The organism is Streptomyces sp. NPDC059788 (assembly GCF_042732265.1).
Taxonomy (GTDB): domain Bacteria; phylum Actinomycetota; class Actinomycetes; order Streptomycetales; family Streptomycetaceae; genus Streptomyces.
Map to the genome: position 1 here is coordinate 40313 of NZ_JBHWHY010000043.1, position 25224 is coordinate 65536.

The 25224-nt window shown below is 73.5% G+C and carries 5 protein-coding genes; 2 read left to right on the forward strand and 3 right to left on the reverse strand.

The window, feature by feature from the left end; genetic code table 11:
- Window positions 1-42 precede the first annotated feature (42 nt).
- A complete protein-coding gene (locus tag ACFV57_RS31495) occupies window positions 43-696 on the reverse strand; it encodes a TetR/AcrR family transcriptional regulator (protein WP_385239192.1) in 654 nt (217 codons plus the stop codon).
- 200 nt (window positions 697-896) lie between these two features.
- On the opposite strand from ACFV57_RS31495, the gene ACFV57_RS31500 reads away from it, so the two are divergent.
- A complete protein-coding gene (locus ACFV57_RS31500; RefSeq protein ID WP_385239194.1) occupies window positions 897-1691 on the forward strand; it encodes an NAD(P)-binding domain-containing protein in 795 nt (264 codons plus the stop codon).
- Between the two features lie 137 nt (window positions 1692-1828).
- On the opposite strand, the gene ACFV57_RS31505 is transcribed toward ACFV57_RS31500, so the two are convergent.
- Window positions 1829-3022, reverse strand: a complete 1194-nt coding sequence (locus ACFV57_RS31505) for a cytochrome P450 (RefSeq protein ID WP_385239196.1) — start codon at window positions 3020-3022, stop codon at window positions 1829-1831.
- A gap of 226 nt (window positions 3023-3248) precedes the next feature.
- Between ACFV57_RS31505 and ACFV57_RS31510 the strand changes: the two genes are divergently transcribed.
- Complete coding sequence (locus ACFV57_RS31510) at window positions 3249-23666, forward strand: type I polyketide synthase (RefSeq protein WP_385239234.1); 20418 nt, start codon at window positions 3249-3251, stop codon at window positions 23664-23666.
- Between the two features lie 139 nt (window positions 23667-23805).
- On the opposite strand, the gene ACFV57_RS31515 is transcribed toward ACFV57_RS31510, so the two are convergent.
- Complete coding sequence (locus ACFV57_RS31515) at window positions 23806-24927, reverse strand: tyrosine-protein phosphatase (protein WP_385239198.1); 1122 nt, start codon at window positions 24925-24927, stop codon at window positions 23806-23808.
- Window positions 24928-25224 lie beyond the last annotated feature (297 nt).

Below are 25224 nucleotides of genomic sequence, written 5' to 3' on the forward strand. Positions count from 1 at the left end.
CGGCCCCCGGGCCGCCCGCCCTGGCGCGTTCCCGCCGGCACGTCAGGGGAGCCGGGCCTCGATGGGGGCGAGCTGGGCGGCGAGGAGTTCTTCGAACGCGGCGCGGCGGTCCGCTCCGAGGGGGCGGACGTCGCGGGCGAAGTGGGCCAGGGCGGGGAAGCGTTCGGGGTCGGCGCCGAGCACCGCGACACGGAACTGTTCCATGCCCTGTTCGTACTCCTTGGGCGTGATGGTGCTGATTCCGGCCTCGGAGGCGATCAGCGCGGCGAGGAGGACCGCGATGCGGTGGTATTGCGCCGGGATCTCCTCGTCGGGCAGGCCGGAGGCGCGCAGGGCCTGTAGCAGCTCCTCCATGACCAGCCGGGAGCCGGTGCCGCCGGACGCGTAGCGTCCCCACACCACGGCGAGTTGGGGCTGCTCACCGAAGGCCTCGCGCAGGCGCAGGGCGAGGGCGGTGACGCGCTGCTTCCAGTCGCCCTCGGGGCGGTGGCCGTCCATGGCGGCCAGCAGGACGCGGTCGGCGACCGCGCGCAGCAGTTCGGTCTTGTTGCGGAAGTGCCGGTAGAGACTGGAGGAATCGGTCCCGAGCGCCGCGGCGAGTCTGCGCACGCTGAACGACTCGGCGTCGCCCGTGCGCAGCAGTTCCGCCGCCGTGTCGAGGATTTCCTCGGTCGACCATCGCCTTCGGCCCGTCATCTCGCCCCTCTCGTCCGGACTCAGCCTAACCTGAGCGCTTGCTGATGCACGCACCGCGTGCATAATGCGTGGGGGCGGACCGGTCGGCCACGGCGAAGCACCCGGGGCAGGCCGCCGGGGATGAGATCCCCGCGTTCCCCCGCGCGGCCCCGGCGAAGTGACGCAGGAACAACGCACCGCACACCATGGAGGAAGACACCGTGCAGAGCATCGGCATCATCGGAGTGGGCGAGATCGGCCGGGCCATGGTCGAGGGGCTGCGCGACGGGGGCGGCGCGTCGCCGGAGGTCTTCCTCTCTCCCCGGGGAGCCCGTACCGCCGCCGAACTGTCCGAGCGCTTCGAGGGCGTCCATGTGTGCGCCGACAACCAGGGGGTGCTGGACCGCTCCGAGGTGGTGATCATCGCCGTACGCCGCCAGGACCACCACGAGGCACTCGCCGGGCTGACGGTGGACGACGACAGGACCGTGGTCAACCTGATGGCCGGCGTCGCCACCGACGACCTGCGCCGAACCCTCGCCACCGGCGCCCCGATCGTCCGCGCCATCCCGCTGCCCGCCGTGCGCGAGCGCCGCTCCGTCACCGTGACCTGCCCCTCGCACCCGGTGGTGGACGCTCTCTTCGAAGAGCTGGGCGGCGCGCTCCCCGTCCCGGACGAGGACGCCTTCAACGTCTTCTCCGCACTGACCGGGACGCTCACCGCCCACTACGCCTACCTCGCCACGCTCACCTCGTGGGCCACCGGCCACGGCATCGCCTCCGACGCCGCCGACCGGTATGTGCGCGGCCTCTTCCAGAACGTCGGCCGCTCCCTGAGCGACGGGACCCGCCCCCTGCACCGACTCGCCGCCGACCACGAGACACCCAAGGGCAACAACGAGCGCATCCGCACCACCTGGTTCGATCCGGCCAACGCGGCGACCCTCAAGAAGGCCCTGGACGGCCTCCTCGGCGACCTGAAGCAGGACGGGGCGCCCGCACCGCGCGGGAGGTGACGCGTGGACGCCTCCCGAAGCCGTCGGACCATGTGAAAGAACCCCGGTGCGGCAGCGTCGTCGGACAGACGCTGACGCACCGGGGTTGCGCCGCATTCTTCGTGGGCCCGGACGAGCCGCTCGGACGGCAGCCGCCCCTACCAGGTGATCCGGAGCTCGGAGAAGCCGCCCGACAACTGGCCTTCCTTCTGCTGCAGCTCGTCCACCGGGAGTTCCAGGCGCAGGTCCGGCAGCCGGGTGAACAGCTTGGTGAACATCGTCTTGAGCTCCATGCGCGCGAGGGGCGCGCCGATGCAGTGCCAGATGCCGTGGCCGAAGCTCAGGTGCGGGTTGGGGGCCCGGCTGACGTCGAACTCGCCCGGCTCGTCGAACGCCCGCCCGTCGAAGTTGGGCAGACCGAGGTCGAACAGGACCAGGTCCCCGGCCCGTATGGTCACCCCGCCGAATTCCATGTCCTCGCTGGCGTAGCGCGGCGGCAGAACCGATCCGCCGGCCCGCGCGGTCCGCAGCACCTCCTCCACGGCACGCGACATCACATCGGGGTCGGCCAGCGCCGCCTTGCGCTGTTCGGGGTGGATGGCCAGCAGCGCCACGCCGTTGTCCAGGATGCTCGCGACGCTGTCCAGCCCGGCGAACAGCAGCCCCATGGACAGGTGCGCCACACGGGCATCGGGCAGTTCGCCGTCGCTCAGCCGGGAGATGATGTCGGGTCCGGGCTCGGCCCGCTTGAGCTGGACCAGCCCCTCCACGAACGCGGACAGCTCCTGCTGTGCCCTCTCGGCGCCCGCCCGGTCGTCCAGCTTGGCGATGCCGGACAGCACCGAGATCAGGTCGCCCCGGCGCTCCGGCGGCACACCGATGACCTCGCAGAGCACGGTGAGGGCGAACGGCACGGACAGCTCACCGTGCAGATCACCGGGAGGTCCCTGGGCGATGAACGCGTCCAGCAGGGCGTCCGCGACCGCCTCCACCTTCGGCTGCATCTCCAGCACCCGCCGGGCCGAGAACAGCGGCGTGAGCAGGCGGCGGGTCTCGGCGTGCTGCCGGCGCCCGGTCTCGGCGTCGCTGTCGCTGATCAGCAGGTCCAGGAACGGGCTGCGCACGTACCGCGCGGCCGAGGCCGGGTCGGGGTGCGTACGGCCGATGCGCTCGTCGTGCAGCAGCTGCTTGAGCTCGGCGTGACGGGTCACCAGCCACGCCTCGTCCCCTGCAGGTGTGCGCACCCGGTGGATCGGCCCCCGGTCCTGCAGCTCGCTGAGGAGCGGGCTCAGCTCCAGTGTCTTGGGCGATTCGAGGTTGAGGCAGGGCAGGTCTTGGGAGGCTGCGGTCATAGGGGGTCCCTTACGTGTGCTTCATGGCATGACGCGTGGGGTGCGACGCTAGCGGCACCGGGACCGGGAAAACCCTATACATGGTCTGCCGGTCCAAAGCCCCTGCCGAAAGGTCCGTGGTCTAGGGAAACCCGCAGTCCAGCTCAAGGAGGATGGCGGAGAAACGGTCGGACGTACGTGTCGGGGCAGCGCCCCGGGTCCGGCATCCCACCGAGCGATTGGCGTCCTGATGTCGAACGAGGAGAAGCTGCGCGATTACCTCAAGCGCGCGATCGCGGACCTTCACGAGACTCGTCAGCAATTGGACGAGACGGAGGCGAAGCAGCGGGAGCCCATCGCGATCGTCTCGATGGCCTGCCGCTTCCCGGGAGGCGTCCGTTCGCCGGAAGAGCTCTGGGACCTGCTGCGCGACGGCGTCGACGCGATCTCCTCCTTCCCCCGCAACCGCGGCTGGGACCTGGACGCGCTCTACCACCCCGACCCGGCCCACCAGGGCACCTCCTACGCGCGCGAGGGCGGGTTCCTGCACGACGCGGGCGAGTTCGACCCCGGCTTCTTCGGGATCTCCCCGCGCGAGGCGCTCGCCATGGACCCCCAGCAGCGGCTGCTCCTGGAGACCGCGTGGGAGGCCGTCGAACGCGCCGGAATCGACCCGGAATCCCTCGCGGGCAGCCGTACCGGCGTCTTCGTCGGCACCGGCCACGGAGAGTACGACGCCGAGGGCGGCCGGCGCGCCGACGAGGTCGGCGGACACCTGCTGACCGGCAACCACATCAGCATCGCCTCCGGCCGGATCTCCTACCTCCTGGGCCTGGAAGGCCCCGCGCTGACCGTGGACACGGCCTGCTCCTCGTCGCTGGTCGCCCTGCACCTGGCCGCGCACGCGCTGCGGCGCGGCGAGTGCGGCATGGCCCTGGTGGGCGGCGCGACCGTGATGTCCACGCCGAAGATGTTCGTGGAGTTCGCGCGGCAGCGCGGCCTGGCCCCCGACGGCCGCTGCAAGCCGTTCGCGTCCGCGGCCGACGGCACCGGCTGGAGCGAGGGCGTCGGCCTGCTGCTCGTCGAGCGGCTCAGCGACGCCGTACGCAACGGCCATCCCGTACTCGCCGTGCTGAAGGGCTCGGCCGTCAACCAGGACGGCGCCTCCAACGGCCTGACCGCCCCCAACGGCCCCTCGCAGCAGCGCGTCATCCGCCAGGCGCTGACCGGCGCGGGCCTGGCCGCCGCGGACATCGACGCGGTGGAGGCACACGGCACCGGCACCACCCTCGGCGACCCCGTCGAGGCACACGCCCTGCTGGCCACCTACGGTCAGCAGCGCCCCGCCGACCGGCCGGTGCTGATCGGCGCCATGAAGTCCAACATCGGGCACACCCAGGCCGCCGCCGGCATCGCGGGCGTCATGAAGATGGTCCTGGCGATGCGGCACGGACAGCTGCCCAGGACGCTGCACCTGGACGAGCCCACGGGGCACGTCGACTGGAGCGAGGGCAACGCCAGGCTCCTCGCGGCGCCCGAGCCCTGGCCCGAGGCCGACCGGCCCCGCCGCGCCGCCGTCTCCTCCTTCGGCATCAGCGGCACCAACGCCCACGTCATCCTGGAGCAGGCGCCCGCCGACGAGACCGGAGCGGCCCCCGAACCAGCCGCACCGGCCGCCCGGCCCGGCGTGCTGCCCTGGATACTGTCCGCCCGCACCGAAGACGCCCTGCGCGCCCAGGCCGAACGCCTGGCCCGCCACATACGGGACCACGCCGACCTCGAACCGGCCGCGGTCGCCCACGCCCTCGCCGGCACCCGCGCCCGCATGGAGCACCGCGCGGTGGTCGTCGCGGACGACCGGGAAGCGTTCCTGGGCGGCCTGGACGCCCTGGCCGCCGGCCGCACCGCGAGCGGCCTGGTCAGCGGTGTCGCCGCCAAGGCCCCCACCGCGTTCCTCTTCGCCGGGCAGGGCTCCCAGCGCCCCGGCATGGGGCGCGACCTGTACGCCGCGTACCCCGAGTTCGCCACGGCCTTCGACGCCGTGTGCGCCGAACTCGACCCGCACCTGGACCGGCCGCTGCGCGACATCGTCTTCGCCGAGCAGGACAGCCCCGAGGCCGCCCTGCTCGACCGGACCGTCTACACCCAGGCCGCCCTCTTCGCCCTGGAGACCGCCCTGTTCCGGCTCGTCGAATCCTGGGGCACCGCGCCCCGGTTCGTCGCCGGACACTCGATCGGCGAGATCGCCGCCGCCCATGTCAGCGGCGTGCTGACCCTCCAGGACGCCGCACGGCTGGTCGCCGCGCGCGGCACCCTGATGCAGGCGCTGCCCGAAGGCGGCGCCATGGTCGCGGTCCAGGCCACCGAGGAGGAGATCCGCGGCCACCTCGCGGGCCACGAGGCCCATGTCGCCCTCGCCGCCGCCAACGGGCCCGACTCCACCGTCATCTCGGGCGACGAACAGGCCGTGACCGAGATCGCGGCCCACTGGTCGCAGCAGGGCCGCCGCACCAAGCGGCTGCGGGTCAGCCACGCCTTCCACTCCCCGCACATGGACGCCATGCTGGCGGACTTCGGCCGCGTCGCGCACGGCCTGACCTTCCACGCCCCCCGTATCCCCGTGGTGTCCACGGTGACCGGCGAGCTCGCCGCCGAAGAGGAACTGCGCTCGCCCGACTACTGGGTACGGCAGGTCCGCGAGGCGGTCCGCTTCTGCGCCGCCGTACGCACCCTCGAAGCCGAGGGCGTCACCACGTTCGTGGAGATCGGCCCCGGCGGCGTCCTCACCCCCATGGTCCAGGACTGCCTGACCACCCTCGAAGACCCCGTCCTCGTCCCCCTCCTGCGCACCGGCCGTCCCGAAGCGCCCGCCCTCGCCGAGGGCGTCGCCACCGCCTTCGCGCACGGTGTCCGCGTCGACTGGGCCGCCTGCCTGGGCGCGCCCGGCGCCTTCCGCGCGGAGCTGCCCACCTACCCCTTCCAGCGCCAGTGGTACTGGCTGGGCCCGGTCGACCGCGAAGCGGGGGAGCCGGCCGGCGAAGAAGCCGGCGAGGCCGGATTCTGGGCGGCCGTCGAACGCGAGGACCTCCAGGAACTGTCGGCCGTCCTCGCCATCGACGGCAGCGAAGCCGACTCCCTCGGCAGCCTCCTGCCCACCCTCTCCTCCTGGCGCAGACAGCGCAGGACCCAGGCCGCCGCGGACCGCTTCAGCTACCGCACCCACTGGACCCCGCGCACCGCGTCCAACGGCCCCGCCGCCACCGGGAACTGGCTCGTCGTCCTGCCCGAAGGCACGACCGACGACCCGTGGACCGCCGGCCTCCTGGACGCCCTGCACAACCAGGGCCTGCACACCGACGTACGCGAGGCGCCCGCCGCCGACGAGCCCGGTGCCACCCTCGCCCTGCCCGACACCCCCGTCGACGGCGTGCTCTCCCTGCTGGCCTTCGACGAGCGCCCCCACCCGCAGCTGCCCTCCGTACCACGCGGCCTGGCCGCCACGACCACGCTGCTGCACGCCCTGGAGGGCGCGGGCATCCAGGCACCGCTGTGGTGCGTGACCCGCGGCGCCGTCGCCGTCGACCGGCACGAGGCGCTCGACCACCCCGTACAGGCACAGATCTGGGGCCTGGGCCGGGTGGCCGCCCTTGAGTCCCCGCAGAACTGGGGCGGGCTCGTCGACCTCCCCGAGAACCTGGACGGCCGGACCGTCCCCGCGCTGCTGAGCGCCCTCGCCTCGGAAGAGGACCAGGTCGCCGTCCGCCCGGCCGGGGTCTTCACCCGCCGCCTGGAACGGATCACCCCCGGCGGCGACACCGGTGACCGGTGGAGCGCCCACGGCACCGTCCTGGTCACCGGCGGTACCGGAGCCCTCGGCGCACACGTCGCCCACTGGCTGGCCGACGCCGGAGCCGAACACCTCGTGCTCACCGGCCGCCGCGGCGCCGCGGCCCCCGGCGCGCCGGAACTCGCGGCCGCCCTCACCGACCGGGGCGTCCGGGTCACCCTCGCCGCCTGTGACGCCGCCGACCGCGACGCGCTGGCGGCCGTCCTCGCGGACATCCCCGAGGACCTGCCGCTGACCGCCGTCATCCACGCCGCGGGCGTACTGGACGACGGCGTACTGGAGGCGCTCACCCCCGAGCGCTTCGAGACCGTACTGAGCCCCAAGGCGAGAGCCGCACGGAACCTGCACGATCTCACCCAGGGCCTGGACCTGGACCACTTCGTGCTGTTCTCCTCGATCGTCGGCGTCCTGGGCAACGCCGGACAGGCCAGTTACGCCGCCGCCAACGCCTACCTGGACGCGCTTGCCGAACACCGCCACCGGCAGGGCCTCCCGGCGACCTCCGTGTCCTGGGGCCCCTGGGCCGGCCAGGGCATGGCCACCGACAGCGACGCGGCCGACCGGATGAGCCGCGACGGGCTGCTGCCCATGGCCGCGGTCCCCGCGCTCGCCGCCCTGCGCCAGGCCCTCGCCCAGGGCATGACGCATGTGACCGTGGCCGACATCGACTGGAGCGCGTACGCCCCCGCCCTGACCGCCGTCCGCCCCAGCCCCCTGATCGGCGACCTGCCCGAGGCCCGCCGCGCGCTCGGGCCCGCGGACGGCCCGCGCCGGGAACGCTCCCCGCTGCGCGACCGGATCGGCGCACTGCCGCCCGCCGAACAGGAACAGGCCTTCCTGACCATGGTCAGAGAAGAGGCCGCGAAGGTTCTCGGACACCCCTCGCCGGACACCGTCGACGCCCAACGCGCCTTCCGCGAGCAGGGCTTCGACTCGCTGATGTCGGTCGACCTGCGCAACCGGCTCTCCGCCGCGACGGGCCTGCGGCTGCCCGCCACCCTGCTGTTCGACCACCCCTCCTCCGTCGCGGTCGCCGCATACCTGCGCTCCGAGGTCCTGGGCGCCGCGGGACCCGCCACGGTCGTACAGGCCTCGGCCGCCGCCCTCGACGAACCGGTGGCGATCGTCGGCATGGCCTGCCGCTTCCCCGGCGGAGTGCACTCGCCCGAGGCCCTGTGGCGCCTGCTGGCCGAGGGCGGCGACGCCATCACCCCCATGCCCGCCGACCGCGGCTGGGACCTGGACCGGCTCTACCACCCCGACCCCGACCACCAGGGCACCAGCTACGCCCGCGGCGGCGGCTTCCTGGACGGCGTGGCCGGCTTCGACGCGGACTTCTTCGGCATCTCGCCGCGCGAGGCCCTCGTCATGGACCCGCAGCAGCGGCTGCTCCTGGAGACCACCTGGGAGGTCCTGGAACAGGCGGGCATCGACCCGGAGACCCTGCGGGGCAGCAGCACCGGTGTCTTCGCGGGCACCAACACCCAGGACTACGGTGCCGTCCTGGACACGGCCCAGGACGAATCCGGCGGGCACCGCCTCACCGGCAACGCGATGAGCGTCGTCTCCGGCCGCGTCTCCTACACCTTCGGCTTCGAAGGACCGGCCGTCACGGTGGACACGGCGTGCTCCTCCTCGCTGGTGGCCCTGCACATGGCGGCGCAGGCGCTGCGCCAGGGCGAGTGCTCCCTGGCCGTCGCGGGCGGCGTGACGGTGATGTCCACCCCGGCCTCCTTCGTGGAGTTCGCGCGCCAGCGCGGCCTGGCCCCCGACGGCCGCTGCAAGCCGTTCGCGTCCGCGGCCGACGGCACCGGCTGGAGCGAGGGCGTCGGCCTGCTGCTCGTCGAGCGGCTCAGCGACGCGCGCCGCAACGGCCACCAGGTGCTCGCCGTGGTCCGCGGCTCGGCCGTCAACCAGGACGGCGCGTCCAACGGCCTGAGCGCGCCCAGCGGCCCGTCCCAGCAACGCGTGATCCGGCAGGCCCTGGCCAACGCCCAGCTGACCGCCGCCGAAGTCGACGCCGTGGAGGCCCACGGCACGGGCACCACGCTCGGCGACCCGATCGAGGCCCAGGCGCTGCTGGCCACCTACGGCCAGGAGCGGTCGCCGCAGCAGCCGCTGCTGCTGGGCGCCGTCAAGTCCAACCTCGGCCACACCCAGGCCGCCGCCGGTGTGGCGGGCGTGATGAAGATGGTGCTGGCGATGCGCCACGGTGTGCTGCCGCGCACCCTGCACGTCGACGAGCCCACCGAGCACGTCGACTGGACCGCGGGCGCCGTCGAGCTGCTCACCGAGCACACGGCCTGGCCCGAGACCGACCACCCCAGGCGAAGCGCCGTCTCCGCGTTCGGCATCAGCGGCACCAACGCCCACGTCGTCCTGGAACTGCCCGCGGCCACGGACTCCGAAGCACCCGCCGCCACCCCCGGCGAGAACGACGGCACGACCGCCGCCTCCGAGGGGACGGCGCCGCTGCTGCTCTCCGCCAAGAGCGAGAGCGCCCTGCGCGCCCAGGCGGCCCGACTGCGCTCCCACCTCGATCGCGAGCCCGCGCCCCGGCTCACGGACGTCGCCCACGCGCTGGTGACGCGCCGCACGGCGTTCGCCCACCGCGCGGCCGTCCGCGCCGACGACCACGACGCCGCGCTGCGCGCCCTGGCCGCACTGGCCGAGGGCGCGTCCGACCCCGCCGTGGACACGGGCCTCGCCCACACCGGCCCGGACGCCGTCCTCTTCTCCGGCCAGGGATCACAGCGCCTGGGCATGGGCCGCGAGCTGCACGCCCGCCACCCGGTCTTCGCGGAGGCGTTCGACGCGGTGTGCGCCGCCCTGGACGAGCACCTGGACCGCCCCCTGCGGGACGTCGTATGGGGCGAGGACGCGGAGCTGCTGAACCAGACGGCGTACGCCCAGGCCGGGCTGTTCGCCATCGAGGTGGCCCTGTTCCGGCTCGTGCAGTCCTGGGGCGTACGGCCGCAGTACGTGGCCGGGCACAGCGTCGGCGAGATCGCCGCCGCGCATGTCGCCGGGGTGTTCTCGCTGGCCGACGCCTGTGCGCTGGTGGCGGCCCGCGGCCGGCTGATGCAGGCGCTGCCCGCCGGCGGAGCCATGGCGGCCGTCCAGGCCACCGAGGAGGAGGTGCTCCCGCTCCTGACCGAGGACGTCGCGCTCGCCGCCGTCAACGGCCCCCGGGCCATGGTGGTGTCCGGCACCGAGGACGCGGTTCTCGCGATCGCGCGGCACTTCGAGGCCGAGGGCCGCAAGACCACCCGGCTGCGCGTCTCGCACGCCTTCCACTCGCCCCTGATGGACCCGATGCTGGCCGACTTCCGCGCCGTCGCCGAGGGCCTGTCCTACGGCGAGCCGGACCTCGCCGTCGTATCGAACGTCACCGGCGGCCTCGCCGCCCCCGGCCAACTGCGCACCCCCGAATACTGGGTGACCCACGTCCGCGCCGCGGTGCGGTTCTCCGACGGAATCCGCGCCCTGTCCGCGCAGGGCGTGACGCGCTTCCTGGAGCTGGGCCCCGACGGCACGCTGTCGGCCATGGCGCGCGAGTCGCTCCCGGACGGCGCCGCCGACCGGAGCGCCCCCGAGGAGACGCTCCTCGTCCCCGTGCTGCGCAAGGACCGCCCCGAGGGAACGACCCTGCTCGCGGCCCTGACGCACCTGCACGTGCACGGCGCCGACATCGACTGGACGGCGTTCCTCGCCGGCCGCGACGCACGCGCCGTCGATCTGCCGACGTACGCCTTCCAGCACCAGCGGTTCTGGCCGACCCCCGACCACACCCGTACCGGGGACATCGGCGCCGTCGGTCTAGCGGCGACCGGACACCCCCTGCTGAGCGCCGCCCTGGAACTGCCCGACGGCGACGGCCTGCTCTTCACCACGCGCCTGTCGCTCGCCTCCCACCCCTGGCTGGCCGGGCACACCATCATGGGCTCGGTCCTCCTGCCGGGCACGGCGTTCGCCGAACTCGCCATCCGCGCCGCCGACGAGGTGGGCTGCGACCGCGTCGAGGAACTGACCCTGGCCGCACCGCTCGTCCTGCCCGAGCGCGGCGGCGTGCAGCTCCAGCTGCGCGTGGGCCCCGCCGACGAGGCGGGCCGCCGCACCGTCAGCGCGCGCTCCAGGACGGAGGGCGAAGGCGACCACCCGTGGGTGCAGCACGCCACCGGCGTACTCGCCACCGGCCCGCAGCCGGCCGCCACCGACGTCGACTTCGGCGCCGCTTCCTGGCCGCCCGCCGACGCCGAGCCCGTCGATCTGACCGGCCTCTACCCGCGCCTGGCCGACCGCGGCTTCGACTACGGCCCGCACTTCCAGGGCCTGCACACCGCATGGCGCCGGGGCGACGAGGTCTTCGCCGAGGTCGCCCTGCCCGCCGCGGCCGAAGGCGACGCGGCGGCCTACGGCCTGCACCCGGCGCTGTTCGACGCCGCCCTGCACGTCGTCACCTTCAACGGAATCGACCAGCAGGTCGTGCCCTTCTCCTGGGAGGGCGTCTCGCTGCACGCCTCCGGCGCCGCGGCGGTACGCGTCCGGGTCACCCGGCACAGCGGCGACACCGTGTCCGTGGACATCGCCGACACCACGGGCGAGCCCGTCGCCACCATCGGCGCCCTCGTCCTGCGGACGGTCTCCGCCGACCAGTGGGAGAGCGGCACGAACCCGGTCGGCCGCGACGCGCTGTTCCGCCTCCAGTGGGACCCCGTCCGCCTGCCCCAGGCCGGGGCCGCGGAGACCGTCGCGGCGGTCGGCTTCGCCGCGGACGCGTCGTCCGACTGGCGCGGGGACCTGATCGAGCACTTCGCGGACCTGGAAACCCTGGCCGCCTCCGGCCCTGTGCCCGGGACCGTCCTGGTCGCGCCGCCCGCCGACACGCCGGGGACGGTGGACTCCGTGCACGCCACGGCCGCCTGGGCGTTGGAGATGGCCCAGTCGTGGCTGGCCGACGAGCGGTTCGCGTCCTCGCGTCTGGTGTTCGTGACGCGTGGTGCGGTGTCCGGCGCGGACCTCGCGGGCGCGGCGGTGTGGGGCCTGGCGCGTTCGGCGCAGTCGGAACACCCCGGCCGCTTCGGCCTGGTGGACCTGGACGGCGACGCCGACACGGCACTGGTGCCGAGGGCGCTGGCGTCGGACGAGCCGCAGCTGTTGGTGCGTGGTGGTGAGGTGCTGGCGGCGCGGCTGGCCCGTGCGCAGTCGCAGCAGGCTTTTGCCTGGGATGAGGACGGCACTGTTCTGATCACCGGTGGTACGGGTGGTCTGGGCCGTACGATCGCCCGGCATCTCGTGACCGAGCACGGTGTGCGCAATCTGCTGCTGGTCAGCCGCCGCGGCCCGGGAGCCGCGGGCGCCGGGGAACTTGTCGCCGAGCTTGAGCAGTTCGGAGCGCGGGCCGTCGTCGAGGCATGCGATGTCACCGACGCCGCGGCCGTGACGGACCTGGTGGCCCGGCACGGGATCGGTGCCGTGGTGCACACGGCGGGTGTCCTGGACGACGGTGTGGTGGAGTCGCTGACGCCGGAGCGGCTGGCAGGGGTGCTGCGTCCGAAGGTGGACGCGGCGTGGAACCTGCACGAGGCGACGCAGGATCTGAACCTGAGCGCGTTCGTGGTGTTCTCGTCGGTGGCGGGCACGATCGGCAGCCCCGGTCAGGCCAACTACGCGGCGGGCAACGCCTTCCTGGACGCGCTGGCGCAGCACCGCCAGGCGGCGGGCCTGCCTGCCGTATCGCTGGCGTGGGGTCCGTGGTCGCAGGACAGCGGCATGACCGGCACCCTCACCGAAGCCGACATCCAGCGCATCGCCCGGCAGGGCATGCCGCCGCTGTCCGCGGAGGAAGGCCTGGCGCTCTTCGACGCCGCACTCGGCAGCGCCGAGCCCACGGCCCTCCCCGTCCGCTTCGACCTGGCGTCCCTGCGCGAACAGGGCGACATCCCCTCGCTGCTGCGCGGCCTGATCAGGACCCGCTCCCGGCGCTCGGCGGTCGCCGGGTCGGCCGCGGTCGCCGGCCTGGTGGGACGCCTGTCCGGCCTGGGCACGGTGGAACGGCGCGAAGCGCTGCTGGACCTGGTACGCGCCCAGATAGCGGTGGTCCTGGGCCACGCGAGCCCCGAGACGGTCGACCCGGACCGGGCCTTCCAGGACCTCGGCTTCGACTCGCTCACCGCGGTCGAGCTGCGCAACCGGCTCAACAAGGCGACGGGCATGCGCCTGTCGGCCACCGCCGTCTTCGACTACCCCACGGCCGGCACGATGGTCGGCCACCTGCTGGACGAGCTGTTCAGCTCGGAGGCCGCGGCGGAAGAAGCGCTGCCGGCGCCGGTGCGGGTGGCCGCGGCCGACGACCCCGTGGTGATCGTCGGCATGAGCTGCCGCTACCCGGGCGGCGTGGCCTCGCCCGAGGACCTGTGGCGGCTGGTGTCGGACGGTACGGACGCCGTCTCGGACTTCCCGGCCGACCGCGGCTGGGACGTGGAGTCGCTCTACAGCCCCGACCCCGAGACGCTCGGCACCTCGTACACTCGCTCCGGTGGATTCCTGCACGAGGCAGGGGACTTCGACCCCGAGTTCTTCGGGATGAGCCCCCGGGAGGCCCTGGCGACGGACTCGCAGCAGCGGCTGCTGCTGGAGACGACCTGGGAGGCCCTCGAACGGGCGGGCATCGACCCGGCCACGCTGCGCGGCAGCCGTACGGGCGTCTTCGCGGGCATGATGTACACCGACTACAGCGAGATCATGGTCGGTGACCAGTACGAGGGCTACCGGAGCAACGGCAGCGCGGCCAGCATCGCTTCCGGCCGCGTCTCGTACACCTTCGGTTTCGAGGGCCCGGCGGTCACGGTGGACACGGCGTGCTCGTCGTCGCTGGTCGCCCTGCACCTGGCGGCGCAGGCCCTGCGGTCCGGTGAGTGCTCGCTGGCCATGGCGGGCGGTGTGACGGTGATGTCGACGCCGACGACGTTCGTGGACTTCTCGCGGCAGCGGGGCCTGTCGGCGGACGGCCGGTGCAAGTCCTTCGCCGATGCGGCCGACGGTGTCGGCTGGGGCGAGGGCGTCGGCATGCTCGTGCTGGAGCGCTTGTCGGACGCGCGTCGCAACGGGCACCGGGTGCTGGCGACGGTGCGTGGCAGTGCGGTGAACCAGGACGGCGCGTCGAACGGTCTGACGGCGCCGAACGGTCCGTCGCAGCAGCGGGTGATCCGGCAGGCCCTGGCCAGTGCCGGTCTGTCGGCCGCCGATGTCGACGCGGTCGAGGCGCACGGTACGGGTACGACGCTCGGTGACCCGATCGAGGCCCAGGCGCTGCTGGCCACCTACGGTCAGGCACGGCCGGATGACCGTCCGCTGCTGCTGGGCTCGGTGAAGTCCAACATCGGCCACGCGCAGGCCGCGTCAGGTGTGGCGGGTGTCATCAAGATGGTGCTGGCCATGCGCCACGGCGTGCTGCCCCGGACCCTGCATGTCGACGAGCCGTCGACGCACGTGGACTGGAGCGCGGGCGCCGTAGAGCTGCTGACCTCCGAGGCCCGGTGGCCCCAGGGCGACCGCCCGCGCCGCGCCGGCGTCTCCTCGTTCGGCGTCAGCGGTACGAACGCGCACGTCATCCTGGAGCAGCCCGAGCCGGTCGCGGCCGACGCCGAACCGGACGTTCCGGAGACCGGGCCCGGCGCGCTGGCGTGGGTGCTCTCCGGCAGGAACGAGGCCGCGCTGCGCGACCAGGCAGCACGCCTGCTGCCCCTGGCCATGGCCGACGACGCGCCGTCCGCGCGGGACATCGGCCACTCGCTGGTGACAGGACGGTCGAGGTTCGCCCACCGCGCGGTGGTGTGGGGCCAGGACCGCGACGCACTGGTACGCGCCCTGTCCGCACTCGCGCAGGGCGAGACCGACCCCGGCCTGGCGGAGGGCTCGACCGGTACGGGCAAGCTGGCCTTCCTGTTCTCGGGCCAGGGATCGCAGCGCCTCGGCATGGGGCGTGAGCTGTACGGCCGCTACCCCGTCTTCGCGGAGGCGTTCGACGCGGTGTGCGCCGCCCTGGACGAGCACCTGGACCACCCCCTGCGCGACGTGGTCTGGGGCGAGGACGCCGAACTGCTCAACCAGACCGCCTACGCCCAGGCCGGGCTGTTCGCGATCGAGGTCGCGCTCTACCGGCTGGCGGAGTCGTGGGGCGTACGTGCGGACGTCGCCGAGGGCCATTCGATCGGCGAGGTCGCGGCCGCGCATGTGGCGGGTGTCTTCTCGCTGCCGGATGCGTGTGCGCTGGTGGCGGCCCGTGGCCGGCTGATGCAGGCGCTGCCTTCCGGTGGGGCGATGGTCGCGGTGCGGGCGACGGAGGACGAGGTCCTTCCTCACTTGACGCAGGGGGTTTCGATCGCGGCGGTCAACGGGCCGTCGTCGGTCGTGGTGTCCGGCGTCGAGGACGCGGTGCTTGCGATCGCTGCCCACTTCGAGGAGGAGGGCCGCAAGACCAGCAGGCTGCGGGTCTCGCACGCCTTCCACTCCCCGCTCATGGAACCGATGCTGGAGGAATTCCGCGCGGTGGTGGCCCGGCTGTCGTTCGGCACGCCGACGATCCCCGTCGTATCGAACCTCACGGGCCGGCTCGCCGAGCCCGAACAGCTCACCCACCCCGACTACTGGGTCCGGCACGTCCGCGAAGCGGTGCGCTTCGCGGACGGGATCGCGGCCCTGGGCGCGGAAGGGGTGACGCGGTTCCTGGAACTCGGCCCGGACAGTGTGCTGACCGCGATGGCCCGGGAATCGGCACCGGACGAGGCCGTGCTCGTACCCGTACTGCGCAAGGACCGGCCCGAGGAATCGACGCTGCTGGGCGCCCTGGCACAGCTGTACGTCCGGGGCGCAGGCGTCGACTGGACGGTGCTGACCGCCGGTTCGGGTGCGCGGTGGGTGGACCTGCCGACGTACGCGTTCCAGCACGAGCGGTTCTGGCCGTCGGGCGGGGTGGCGCGATCCGGTGACGTGCGGTCCGCGGGCCTGGGCTCGGCCGGACACCCGCTGCTGGGCGCGGCCGTGGAACTGGCGGGCTCGGGCGGACTGCTGTTCACCGGGCGCCTGTCGGTCTCCTCGTACCCCTGGCTGGCGGATCACGTGGTGCTGGGGTCGGTGCTGGTGCCCGGCACGGCCCTGGTGGAACTGGTGCTGCGGGCGGCCGACGAGGTCGGCTGCGACCTGCTGGAGGAGCTGACCCTCGCCGCACCCCTGGTGCTGCCCGCCTCGGGCGGAGCCGTGCAGGTGCAGGTGTGGGTGGGCGAGCCCGACGACGGAGGCCGCCGGCCGGTGTCGGTGCACGCACGGGAAGGAGAGGGCCACTGGACGCAGCACGCCAGTGGCGCTGTGACCACCGGAGCAGCAGCGGCCTCCTTCGACGCCGCCGTATGGCCCCCGCAGGGCGCGGAGCCCGTGGACGTGGCGGGCTGCTACGACGACCTCGCCGATGCCGGGCTCACCTACGGCCCGGTGTTCCAGGGCCTGCGGGCGGCCTGGAAGTCGGGCGACGACGTCTACGCCGAGGTGACGCTCCCCGAGGGCACCGACGGCAGCGCCTACGGCCTGCACCCCGCGCTCTTCGACGCCGCGCTGCACGCGGCGGCCTTGAACGGCGTCGAAGCGGGCGGCGTCCCGTTCTCCTGGACCGGAGTGTCCCTGCACGCCTCCGGCGCCTCGCACCTCCGCGTCCGTATCCGCGGCGCGGGCAGCGCGATGTCGGTCGCGATCGCGGACACGTCCGGTGCGCCGGTCGCCTCCGTCGAGTCGCTGGTGATACGCCCCCTCTCGGCCGGACAGGTGCGGACCGCCGACCGGGACGCGCTCTTCACGGTCGACTGGACCCCCGTCCCGCTCACGGACGAGCGCGTCGAGCTCGGTACCGGTCCGGAGGGCGAGCCGCTGCGGACGTACGCGGAGCTGGAGTCCCTGACGGGCGCTGAAGTGCCCGGGACCGTCCTGGTCGCGCCGCCCGCCGACACGTCGGGGACGGTGGACTCCGTGCACGCCACGGCCGCCTGGGCGTTGGAGATGGCCCAGTCGTGGCTGGCCGACGAGCGGTTCGCGTCCTCGCGTCTGGTGTTCGTGACGCGTGGTGCGGTGTCCGGCGCGGACCTCGCGGGCGCGGCGGTGTGGGGCCTGGTGCGCTCGGCGCAGGCCGAGAACCCGGGCCGCTTCGGCCTGGTGGACCTGGACGGCGACGCCGATGTGACGGTGCTGCCGCAGGGCCTGGCGACCGACGAGCCGGAACTGCTGGTCCGTGGTGGTGAGGTGCTGGCGGCGCGGCTGGCCCGTGCGCAGACGCAGCAGGCTTTCGCCTGGAGTGAGGACGGCACTGTTCTGATCACCGGTGGTACGGGTGGTCTGGGCCGTACGATCGCCCGGCATCTCGTGACCGAGCACGGCGTACGGAACCTGCTGCTGGTCAGCCGGCGGGGCCCGGATGCCGAGGGCGTACAGGAGCTGGTGGCCGAACTCCGGAGCAACGGCGCTGAAGCCGTCGTCGAGGCATGCGATGTGACCGACGCCGTGGCCGTGACGGATCTGGTGGCCCGGCACGGGATCGGTTCTGTGGTGCACACGGCGGGTGTTCTGGATGACGGTGTGGTGGAGTCGCTGACGCCGGAGCGGCTGGCAGGGGTGCTGCGTCCGAAGGTGGACGCGGCCTGGAACCTGCACGAGGCGACGCAGGATCTGAACCTGAGCGCCTTCGTGGTGTTCTCGTCGGTGGCGGGCACGATCGGCAGCCCCGGTCAGGCCAACTACGCGGCGGGCAACGCCTTCCTGGACGCGCTGGCGCACCACCGTCGTGCGGCGGGTCTGCCTGCCGTATCCCTGGCCTGGGGCCCGTGGTCGCAGGACAGCGGCATGACCGGCACCCTCACCGAAGCCGACATCCAGCGCATCGCCCGCTCGGGTATGCCGCCGCTGTCGGCCGAGGAGGGCGTGGCGCTCTTCGACGCCGCGCTCGGCAGCGCCGAGGCCATGGCCCTCCCCGTCCGCCTGGACCTGGCGGCCCTGCGCGAACAGGGCGAGGTGGCCCCGCTGATGCGCGGCCTGATCCGTACGCGGGCCCGCCGGACCGGCGCCGCCGCGGCATCCGGCATCGCGCAGCGCCTGACGGGGCTGTCCACGGCGGAGCGGCGCGAGGCGCTGCTCGACGTCGTACGCACCCAGGTCGCGGCGGTCCTGGGCCACGCGAGCCCGGGGACGATCGACCCGGACCGGGCCTTCCAGGACCTCGGCTTCGACTCGCTCACCGCGATCGAACTCCGCAACCTGCTGGGCAAGGCCACCGGACTGCGGCTCCCGGCGACGACCGTGTTCGACTATCCGACGGCCGGCGCCCTGGCGGACCACTTCCTCGACGAGCTGTTCGGCACGGAGACCGAGACGCCGCTCCCGGTGTCCGCCCTTCCGTCCCTGACGGACGACCCGGTCGTGATCGTCGGCATGAGCTGCCGCTTCCCCGGCGGCGTGGCCTCGCCCGAGGACCTGTGGCGCCTGGTGTCCGACGGTGTGGACGCCGTCTCGGCCTTCCCCACCGACCGGGGCTGGGAGATCGACGACACCTACGACCCCGAGCGCGAGGGCGCCATCGCCACGCGCTCCGGTGGATTCCTGCACGACGCGGCGGAGTTCGACCCCGAGTTCTTCGGGATGAGCCCCCGGGAGGCCCTGACCACCGACGCCCAGCAGCGGCTGCTGCTGGAGACGTCCTGGGAGGCGCTGGAGCGCGCCGGTATGGACCCGGCCACGCTGCGCGGCAGCCGGACGGGCGTCTTCGCAGGCGTCATGTACAGCGACTACTCGACGCTGCTCTCCGGGCGCGAGTTCGAGGGCTACCAGGGCAGCGGCAGCGCGGGCAGCATCGCTTCCGGCCGCGTCTCGTACACCTTCGGTTTCGAGGGCCCGGCGGTCACGGTGGACACGGCGTGCTCGTCGTCGCTGGTGTCACTGCACCTGGCGGCGCAGGCGCTGCGGTCCGGTGAGTGCTCGCTGGCGCTCGCGGGCGGTGTGACGGTGATGTCGACGCCGCTGACCTTCGTGGAGTTCTCCCGCCAGGGCGGGCTCTCCCAGGACGGGCGCTGCAAGGCGTTCTCCGACAGTGCCGACGGCGTCGGCTGGGCCGAAGGCGCCGGAATCCTGGTGCTGGAGCGCTTGTCTGACGCGCGTCGCAACGGGCACCGGGTGCTGGCGACGGTGCGTGGCAGCGCGGTGAACCAGGACGGCGCGTCCAATGGCCTGACGGCGCCGAACGGCCCGTCGCAGCAGCGGGTGATCCGGCAGGCGCTGGCCAGTGCCGGTCTGTCGACGGCCGATGTCGATGCCGTCGAGGCGCACGGTACGGGTACGACGCTCGGTGACCCGATCGAGGCCCAGGCGCTGCTGGCCACCTACGGCCAGGAGCGGCCGGAGGACCGTCCGCTGCTGCTGGGCTCGGTGAAGTCCAACATCGGCCACGCGCAGGCGGCTGCCGGTGTCGCGGGTGTCATCAAGATGGTGCAGGCCATGCGCCACGGTGTGCTGCCGCGGACGCTGCATGTCGACGAGCCGTCGACGCACGTGGACTGGAGCGCGGGCGCCGTGCGGCTGCTGACCTCCGAGGCCGAGTGGCCGCAGGGGGACGGGCCGCGCCGTGCGGGTGTCTCCTCCTTCGGAATCGGCGGTACGAACGCGCACGTCATCCTGGAGCAGCCCGAGCCGGTCGCGGCCGACGCCGAACCGGCCGCCGCCGAGGTCGAGACGGCCGCCTTCGAGGTGCCGGTTCCCGTATCGCTGTCGGGCCGGAGCGAGCCGGCGTTGCGGTCCCAGGCGGCACGGCTGCTGTCCCGTCTGGAGGGTGCGCCGGGGACACGGGTCACGGATGTCGCCTTCTCCCTGGCCACGGGCCGCTCGGCGTTCCAGCACCGCGCGGTGGTACTGGCCGCGGACCGGCAGGACCTGCTGCGTTCGCTGGCCGCCCTGGCCGAAGGCCGCGTCGAGTCGGCCGTCGTGGCGCAGGACCGGGCCCGCTCCGGCAAGCTGGCCTTCCTGTTCTCGGGCCAGGGCTCGCAGCGTCTCGGCATGGGGCGTGAGCTGTACGGGCACTACCCGGCGTTCGCGGAGGCGTTCGACGCGGTGTGCGCGGCCCTGGACGAGCACCTGGACCGTCCGCTGCTGGACGTCGTCTGGGGCGAGGACCCGGAGCCGCTGAACCAGACCGCCTACACCCAGGCGTCCCTGTTCGCGATCGAGGTGGCGCTGTACCGCCTGCTGGAGTCGTGGAACGTGCGCCCGGACCAGCTGCTGGGCCACTCCGTCGGAGAAATCGCGGCCGCGCATGTGGCGGGTGTCTTCTCGCTGCCGGATGCGTGTGCGCTGGTGGCGGCCCGTGGCCGGCTGATGCAGGCCCTGCCGGCCGGTGGGGCGATGGTCGCGGTGCGGGCGACGGAGGACGAGGTCCTTCCTCACTTGACGCAGGGGGTTTCGATCGCGGCGGTCAACGGGCCGTCGTCGGTCGTGGTCTCCGGCGTCGAGGACGCGGTGCTCGCGATCGCTGCCCACTTCGAGGAGGAGGGCCGCAAGACCAGCAGGCTGCGGGTCTCGCACGCCTTCCACTCCCCGCTCATGGAACCGATGCTGGCCGACTTCCGCGTCATCGCCGAGAGCATGACGTACACGGCGCCGCGCATCCCCGTGGTCTCCAACGTCACCGGCGAGCCCGCCACCGCGGAACAGCTGTGCTCCGCGGAGTACTGGGTCGGCCACGTCCGCGAGGCCGTACGGTTCGCCGACGGCGTCGGCGCACTGGGCGCACAGGGCGTCGTGTCCTTCCTGGAGATCGGCCCCGACGGTGCCCTCTCCGCGCTCGCCGCGGAGTCCGCCGCGGACGGCTCGGTCCTGGCCCCCGTCCTGCGCAAGAACCGGCCCGAGGCGCCGGCACTGCTCACGGCCCTGGCACAGCTGCACGCCCACGGCACGTCGGTCGACTGGTCCGCCGTGTTCGCCGGTTCGGGTGCGCGGTGGGTGGACCTGCCGACGTACGCGTTCCAGCACGAGCGGTTCTGGCCGTCGGGCGGGGCGGCGCGTGCGGGCGATGTGCGGTCCGCGGGCCTCGGCCTGGCGGGACACCCGCTGCTGGGCGCCGCCGTGGAACTGGCGGGCTCGGACGGCTTGCTCTTCACCGGGCGGCTGTCGGTGTCCTCGCATCCGTGGCTGGCGGACCATGTGGTCCTGGGGTCGGTGCTGGTTCCCGGCACGGCCCTGGTGGAACTGGTGCTGCGGGCGGCCGACGAGGCGGACTGCGGCGCCGTGGAGGAGCTGACGCTCGCCGCGCCCCTGGTGTTGCCCGCCTCGGGCGGCGCCGTGCAGGTGCAGGTGTGGGTGGGCGAGCCCGATGAAGGGGGCCGCCGGCCGGTGTCGGTACACGCCCGTGAGGGCGAGGGGCCGTGGACACAGCACGCCGGCGGCGTCCTGGCCCCGGCCGCCGAGGCGGTGCCGTTCGATACGGCCGTATGGCCCCCGCAGGGAGCCGAGCCGCTCGACGCGACGGACTGCTACGAACGGTTCGCCGACGCCGGGTTCGAGTACGGCCCGGTGTTCCAGGGCCTGCGGGCGGCCTGGAAGTCGGGCGACGACGTCTACGCCGAGGTGACGCTCCCCGAGGGCACCGACGGCAGCGCCTACGGCCTGCACCCCGCGCTCTTCGACGCCGCGCTGCACGCGGCGCTGCTGGCCGGGGGAGCGGACGAGGGAGCCGTCCCCTTCGCCTGGAACGGAGTGACCCTCCACGCCACCGGCGCTTCCCAGGTGCGGGTACACCTGCGTCCCACCGAGGACGGCACGTCGATCGCCGTCGCGGACACCGCCGGCGCGCCGGTGGCCTCCGTACGGTCCCTGACCGCGCGTCCGATCACCGCCGGGCAGTTGCAGACCGGCGACCGCGATTCCCTCTTCAAGGTCGACTGGACCGGCATCCGGCCCGCCGGGGAGCCGGGGGACACCCTCGCCATGCTCGGCAAGGACACCGAGGGCATCCTCGACGGTCTCTCGCTGCGCCCCCACGCGGATCTCGACGACCTCGCGGAGACCGGCGGACACGGCACCGTGCTCGTCCCGCCGCTGACGGAGGCCGACGGAACGGTGCGGTCCGTCCACGCCGCGACGGCCGCGGCGCTGGATGTGATCCAGTCGTGGCTGGCCGACGAGCGGTTCGCGTCCTCGCGTCTGGTGTTCGTGACGCGTGGCGCGGTGTCCGGCGCGGACCTCGCGGGCGCGGCGGTGTGGGGCCTGGTGCGCTCGGCGCAGGCCGAGAACCCGGATCGCTTCGGCCTGGTGGACGTGGCCGCGGACGCGGACGGCGACGTGGACCCGAGGCCCTTGCGAGCGGCGCTGGCGTCGGACGAGCCGCAGCTGCTGGTGCGTGGTGGTGAGGTGCTGGCGGCGCGGCTGGCCCGTGCGCAGACGCAGCGGGAGTTCGCCTGGAGTGAGGACGGCACTGTTCTGATCACCGGTGGTACCGGTGGCCTGGGCCGTACGATCGCCCGGCATCTCGTGACCGAGCACGGCGTACGGAACCTGCTGCTGGTCAGCCGGCGGGGCCCGGATGCCGAGGGCGTACAGGAGCTGGTGGCCGAACTCCGGAGCAACGGTGCTGAAGCCGTCGTCGAGGCGTGCGATGTCACCGATGGGGCTGCCGTGGCCGACCTGGTCGCGCGTCATGCGCCTGCCGCCGTGGTGCACACGGCGGGTGTTCTTGACGACGGTGTGGTGGAGTCGCTGACGCCGGAGCGGCTGGCGGCGGTGCTGCGTCCGAAGGTGGACGCGGCGTGGAACCTGCACGAGGCGACGCAGGATCTCGATCTGGACGCGTTCGTGGTGTTCTCGTCGGTGGCGGGCACGATCGGCAGCCCCGGTCAGGCCAACTACGCGGCGGGCAACGCCTTCCTGGACGCGCTGGCGCACCACCGTCGTGCGGCGGGTCTGCCTGCCGTGTCGCTGGCGTGGGGTCCGTGGTCGCAGGACAGCGGCATGACCGGCACCCTCACCGAAACCGATGTGCAGCGCATGGCCCGCTCGGGCATGCCGCCGCTGTCGGCCGAGGAGGGCGTGGCGCTCTTCGACGCCGCGCTCGGCAGCACCGAGCCCATGGCCCTCCCCGTCCGCCTGGACCTGGCGGCGCTGCGGCAGCAGGGCGAGCCCCAGCCGCTGATGCGCGGCCTGATCCGTACCCCGGGCCGACGCACCGCGGCGGCCCCGACGGGCGGCGACGCCGCGGACGCGTTCGCCCGGCGCCTGACCGGGCTGTCAGCGGCCGAGGGGCGCGAGATCGTACTCGACGCCGTACGCGGCCAGGCCGCGGCCGTCCTCGGTCACGCCGGAGCCACGGAGATCGACGAGGACCGGGCCTTCCTGGACATCGGCTTCGACTCGCTCACCGCGGTCGAGCTCCGCAACGGCCTGAGCACCCTCACCGGAATCCGCCTGCCGGCGACCCTGCTCTTCGACTACCCGACGCCGGCGGAACTCGTCGACCACCTCCACGCCCGGATCGCACCCGAGCCGTCCACCGGCCCGGCCGCACTCCTGGGCGAACTCGAAAAGCTGGAGAAGAGTTTCGGCGGGCTCGACATCACGGAGGAGATCCACGAGCAGATAGCGGGACGGCTGGAAGTCCTCAGGGCGAAGTGGAACGCCCTGCGCGACACCGCCGGGACCGCCGAACAGGACAAGTCCCGGTCCGACGAGGACTTCGACTTCGAGTCCGCCTCCGACGACGAGGTCTTCGACCTCCTCGACAACGAACTCGGCCTGTCCTGACCCGGCACATCGGCCGGTACCGGTGACACCGGTACCGGCCGACCCGGCCCGAGCGGCAGCCACCGCGGCGCGGTGGGCCCACGAGAACGCCCCCTCCCGAAACCCGGGAGGGGGCGTTCTTTCCTTCAAGCGGGCCCGGTCAACCGGTCAGCAGCGCCTCACGCAGCCGCTCCAGGTCCCGGTCGCTCAGCCCCAGGCCGGACCGCAGATAGGCGTCGAAGGTACCGAAGCGGGCCTCGACCTCGTCGAAGGCCGCGTTCAGGTACTCGGCCCTGGTGTCCAGGACCGGCTTGAGGCGCGCGGCGGTCCTGGGCGGCCGCTTGGCGAGTTCGGCGGCGTCGGCCGCGGCGAGGTGGTCGCCGGTGGCCAGGTAGTCGCGCAGGACCGTGCCGCGGTCCACGCCGAGGGCCGTGAGCAGGGCGGCGGTGGCCCAGCCCGTACGGTCCTTGCCGCTCTCGCCGTGGTAGGCCAGCGCGTAGGAGCCGGGGTCCCTGGCAAGTCTGAACAGCGCGCGATAGGCGTCGACCGACGAGGGCTTGGAGACGAACCTCTGGTAGGAGCCGGCCATCAGGTGCGCGGACGCCTTGGCCGTGGCGGGCAGTTCGCCCTCGGCCTTCGCGCCGGACACACCGGCGACGACGTGGCGCGCGCCCGCGGGCACCCGGTCCGGGGCCTTGGCACGCTCGCGCGCCATACGCAGGTCCAGGACCGTACGGATGCCCAGGCGCTTGAGCTTGGCCAGGTCGGCGTCGGTGAGCGTGTGCAGCGCGTCGGCGCGGTACAGCACACCCATCTTCACCCACCGGCCGTCGGCGGTCCGATGGCCGCCCGCGTCGCGGAAGTTGGCCGCTCCCGCCAGCTGCAGCGAGCGGTCGGCGAGGGTCAGCGGATCGCCCTGGTCGGGCACGAGACGGAACCACCGCCGGTCGGAGGCGGGCAGCCCGCGGACGACGACGGTGGCCTCGGCGCCGCCGTGCGCCACGGCCCTGGCACCGGCGTAGACGGTCACCGAACGGGCGCCCGGCGCCTTCCAGGACACGGTGAACGAACCGTCCTTCTGCTGGGTCACCGTCGCGTCGGTGAACAGAATTCCGTGCGCGCCGATCGGTGCCCGCGGCGCGTGCCGGCCCGCTCCGGTCGGCGCGCCGACGGCCTCGGCCGGGGTGAGGGGCGCGGTGACTCCCACCGCCGACACGGTGGCCACGAACGACACGGCGATGCGGCGGGCGGTCAGCACCGCCGCCGTGGAATGTGTGTTCATAGCCGGACCGTAGGGCTCGAAACGGCCTGGAATCACCTAGAGTGAGGCCGAGGTCTTGTCTTCGCCCCGCTGCCGCCGCACATGCCCTGGCTGCGCGTTCCGGCCGGACGACAGGCGGCGCAACTCTGGGTTTTCCCCCAGTTTTTCTCGATCAGGATGGTGCGGCGCGGCGGCGTGAGCCGGTGGACACAGCCCGTGTCACCCACCGGGGCGGCGTCGTGCCACAGCCCTGTGGGGAAGAATTCTGTCGGCGAAGGTTGGGTACTTACAGCGTGTTCGAGAACCAGCATCTGTCAC

Bases quoted from the DNA above. Each gene is read 5' to 3' on its own strand.
- ACFV57_RS31515 (WP_385239198.1), bottom strand. From the start codon at position 24,927: ATGAACACACATTCCACGGCGGCGGTGCTGACCGCCCGCCGCATCGCC.
- ACFV57_RS31495 (WP_385239192.1), bottom strand. From the start codon at position 696: ATGACGGGCCGAAGGCGATGGTCGACCGAGGAAATCCTCGACACGGCG.
- ACFV57_RS31505 (WP_385239196.1), bottom strand. From the start codon at position 3,022: ATGACCGCAGCCTCCCAAGACCTGCCCTGCCTCAACCTCGAATCGCCC.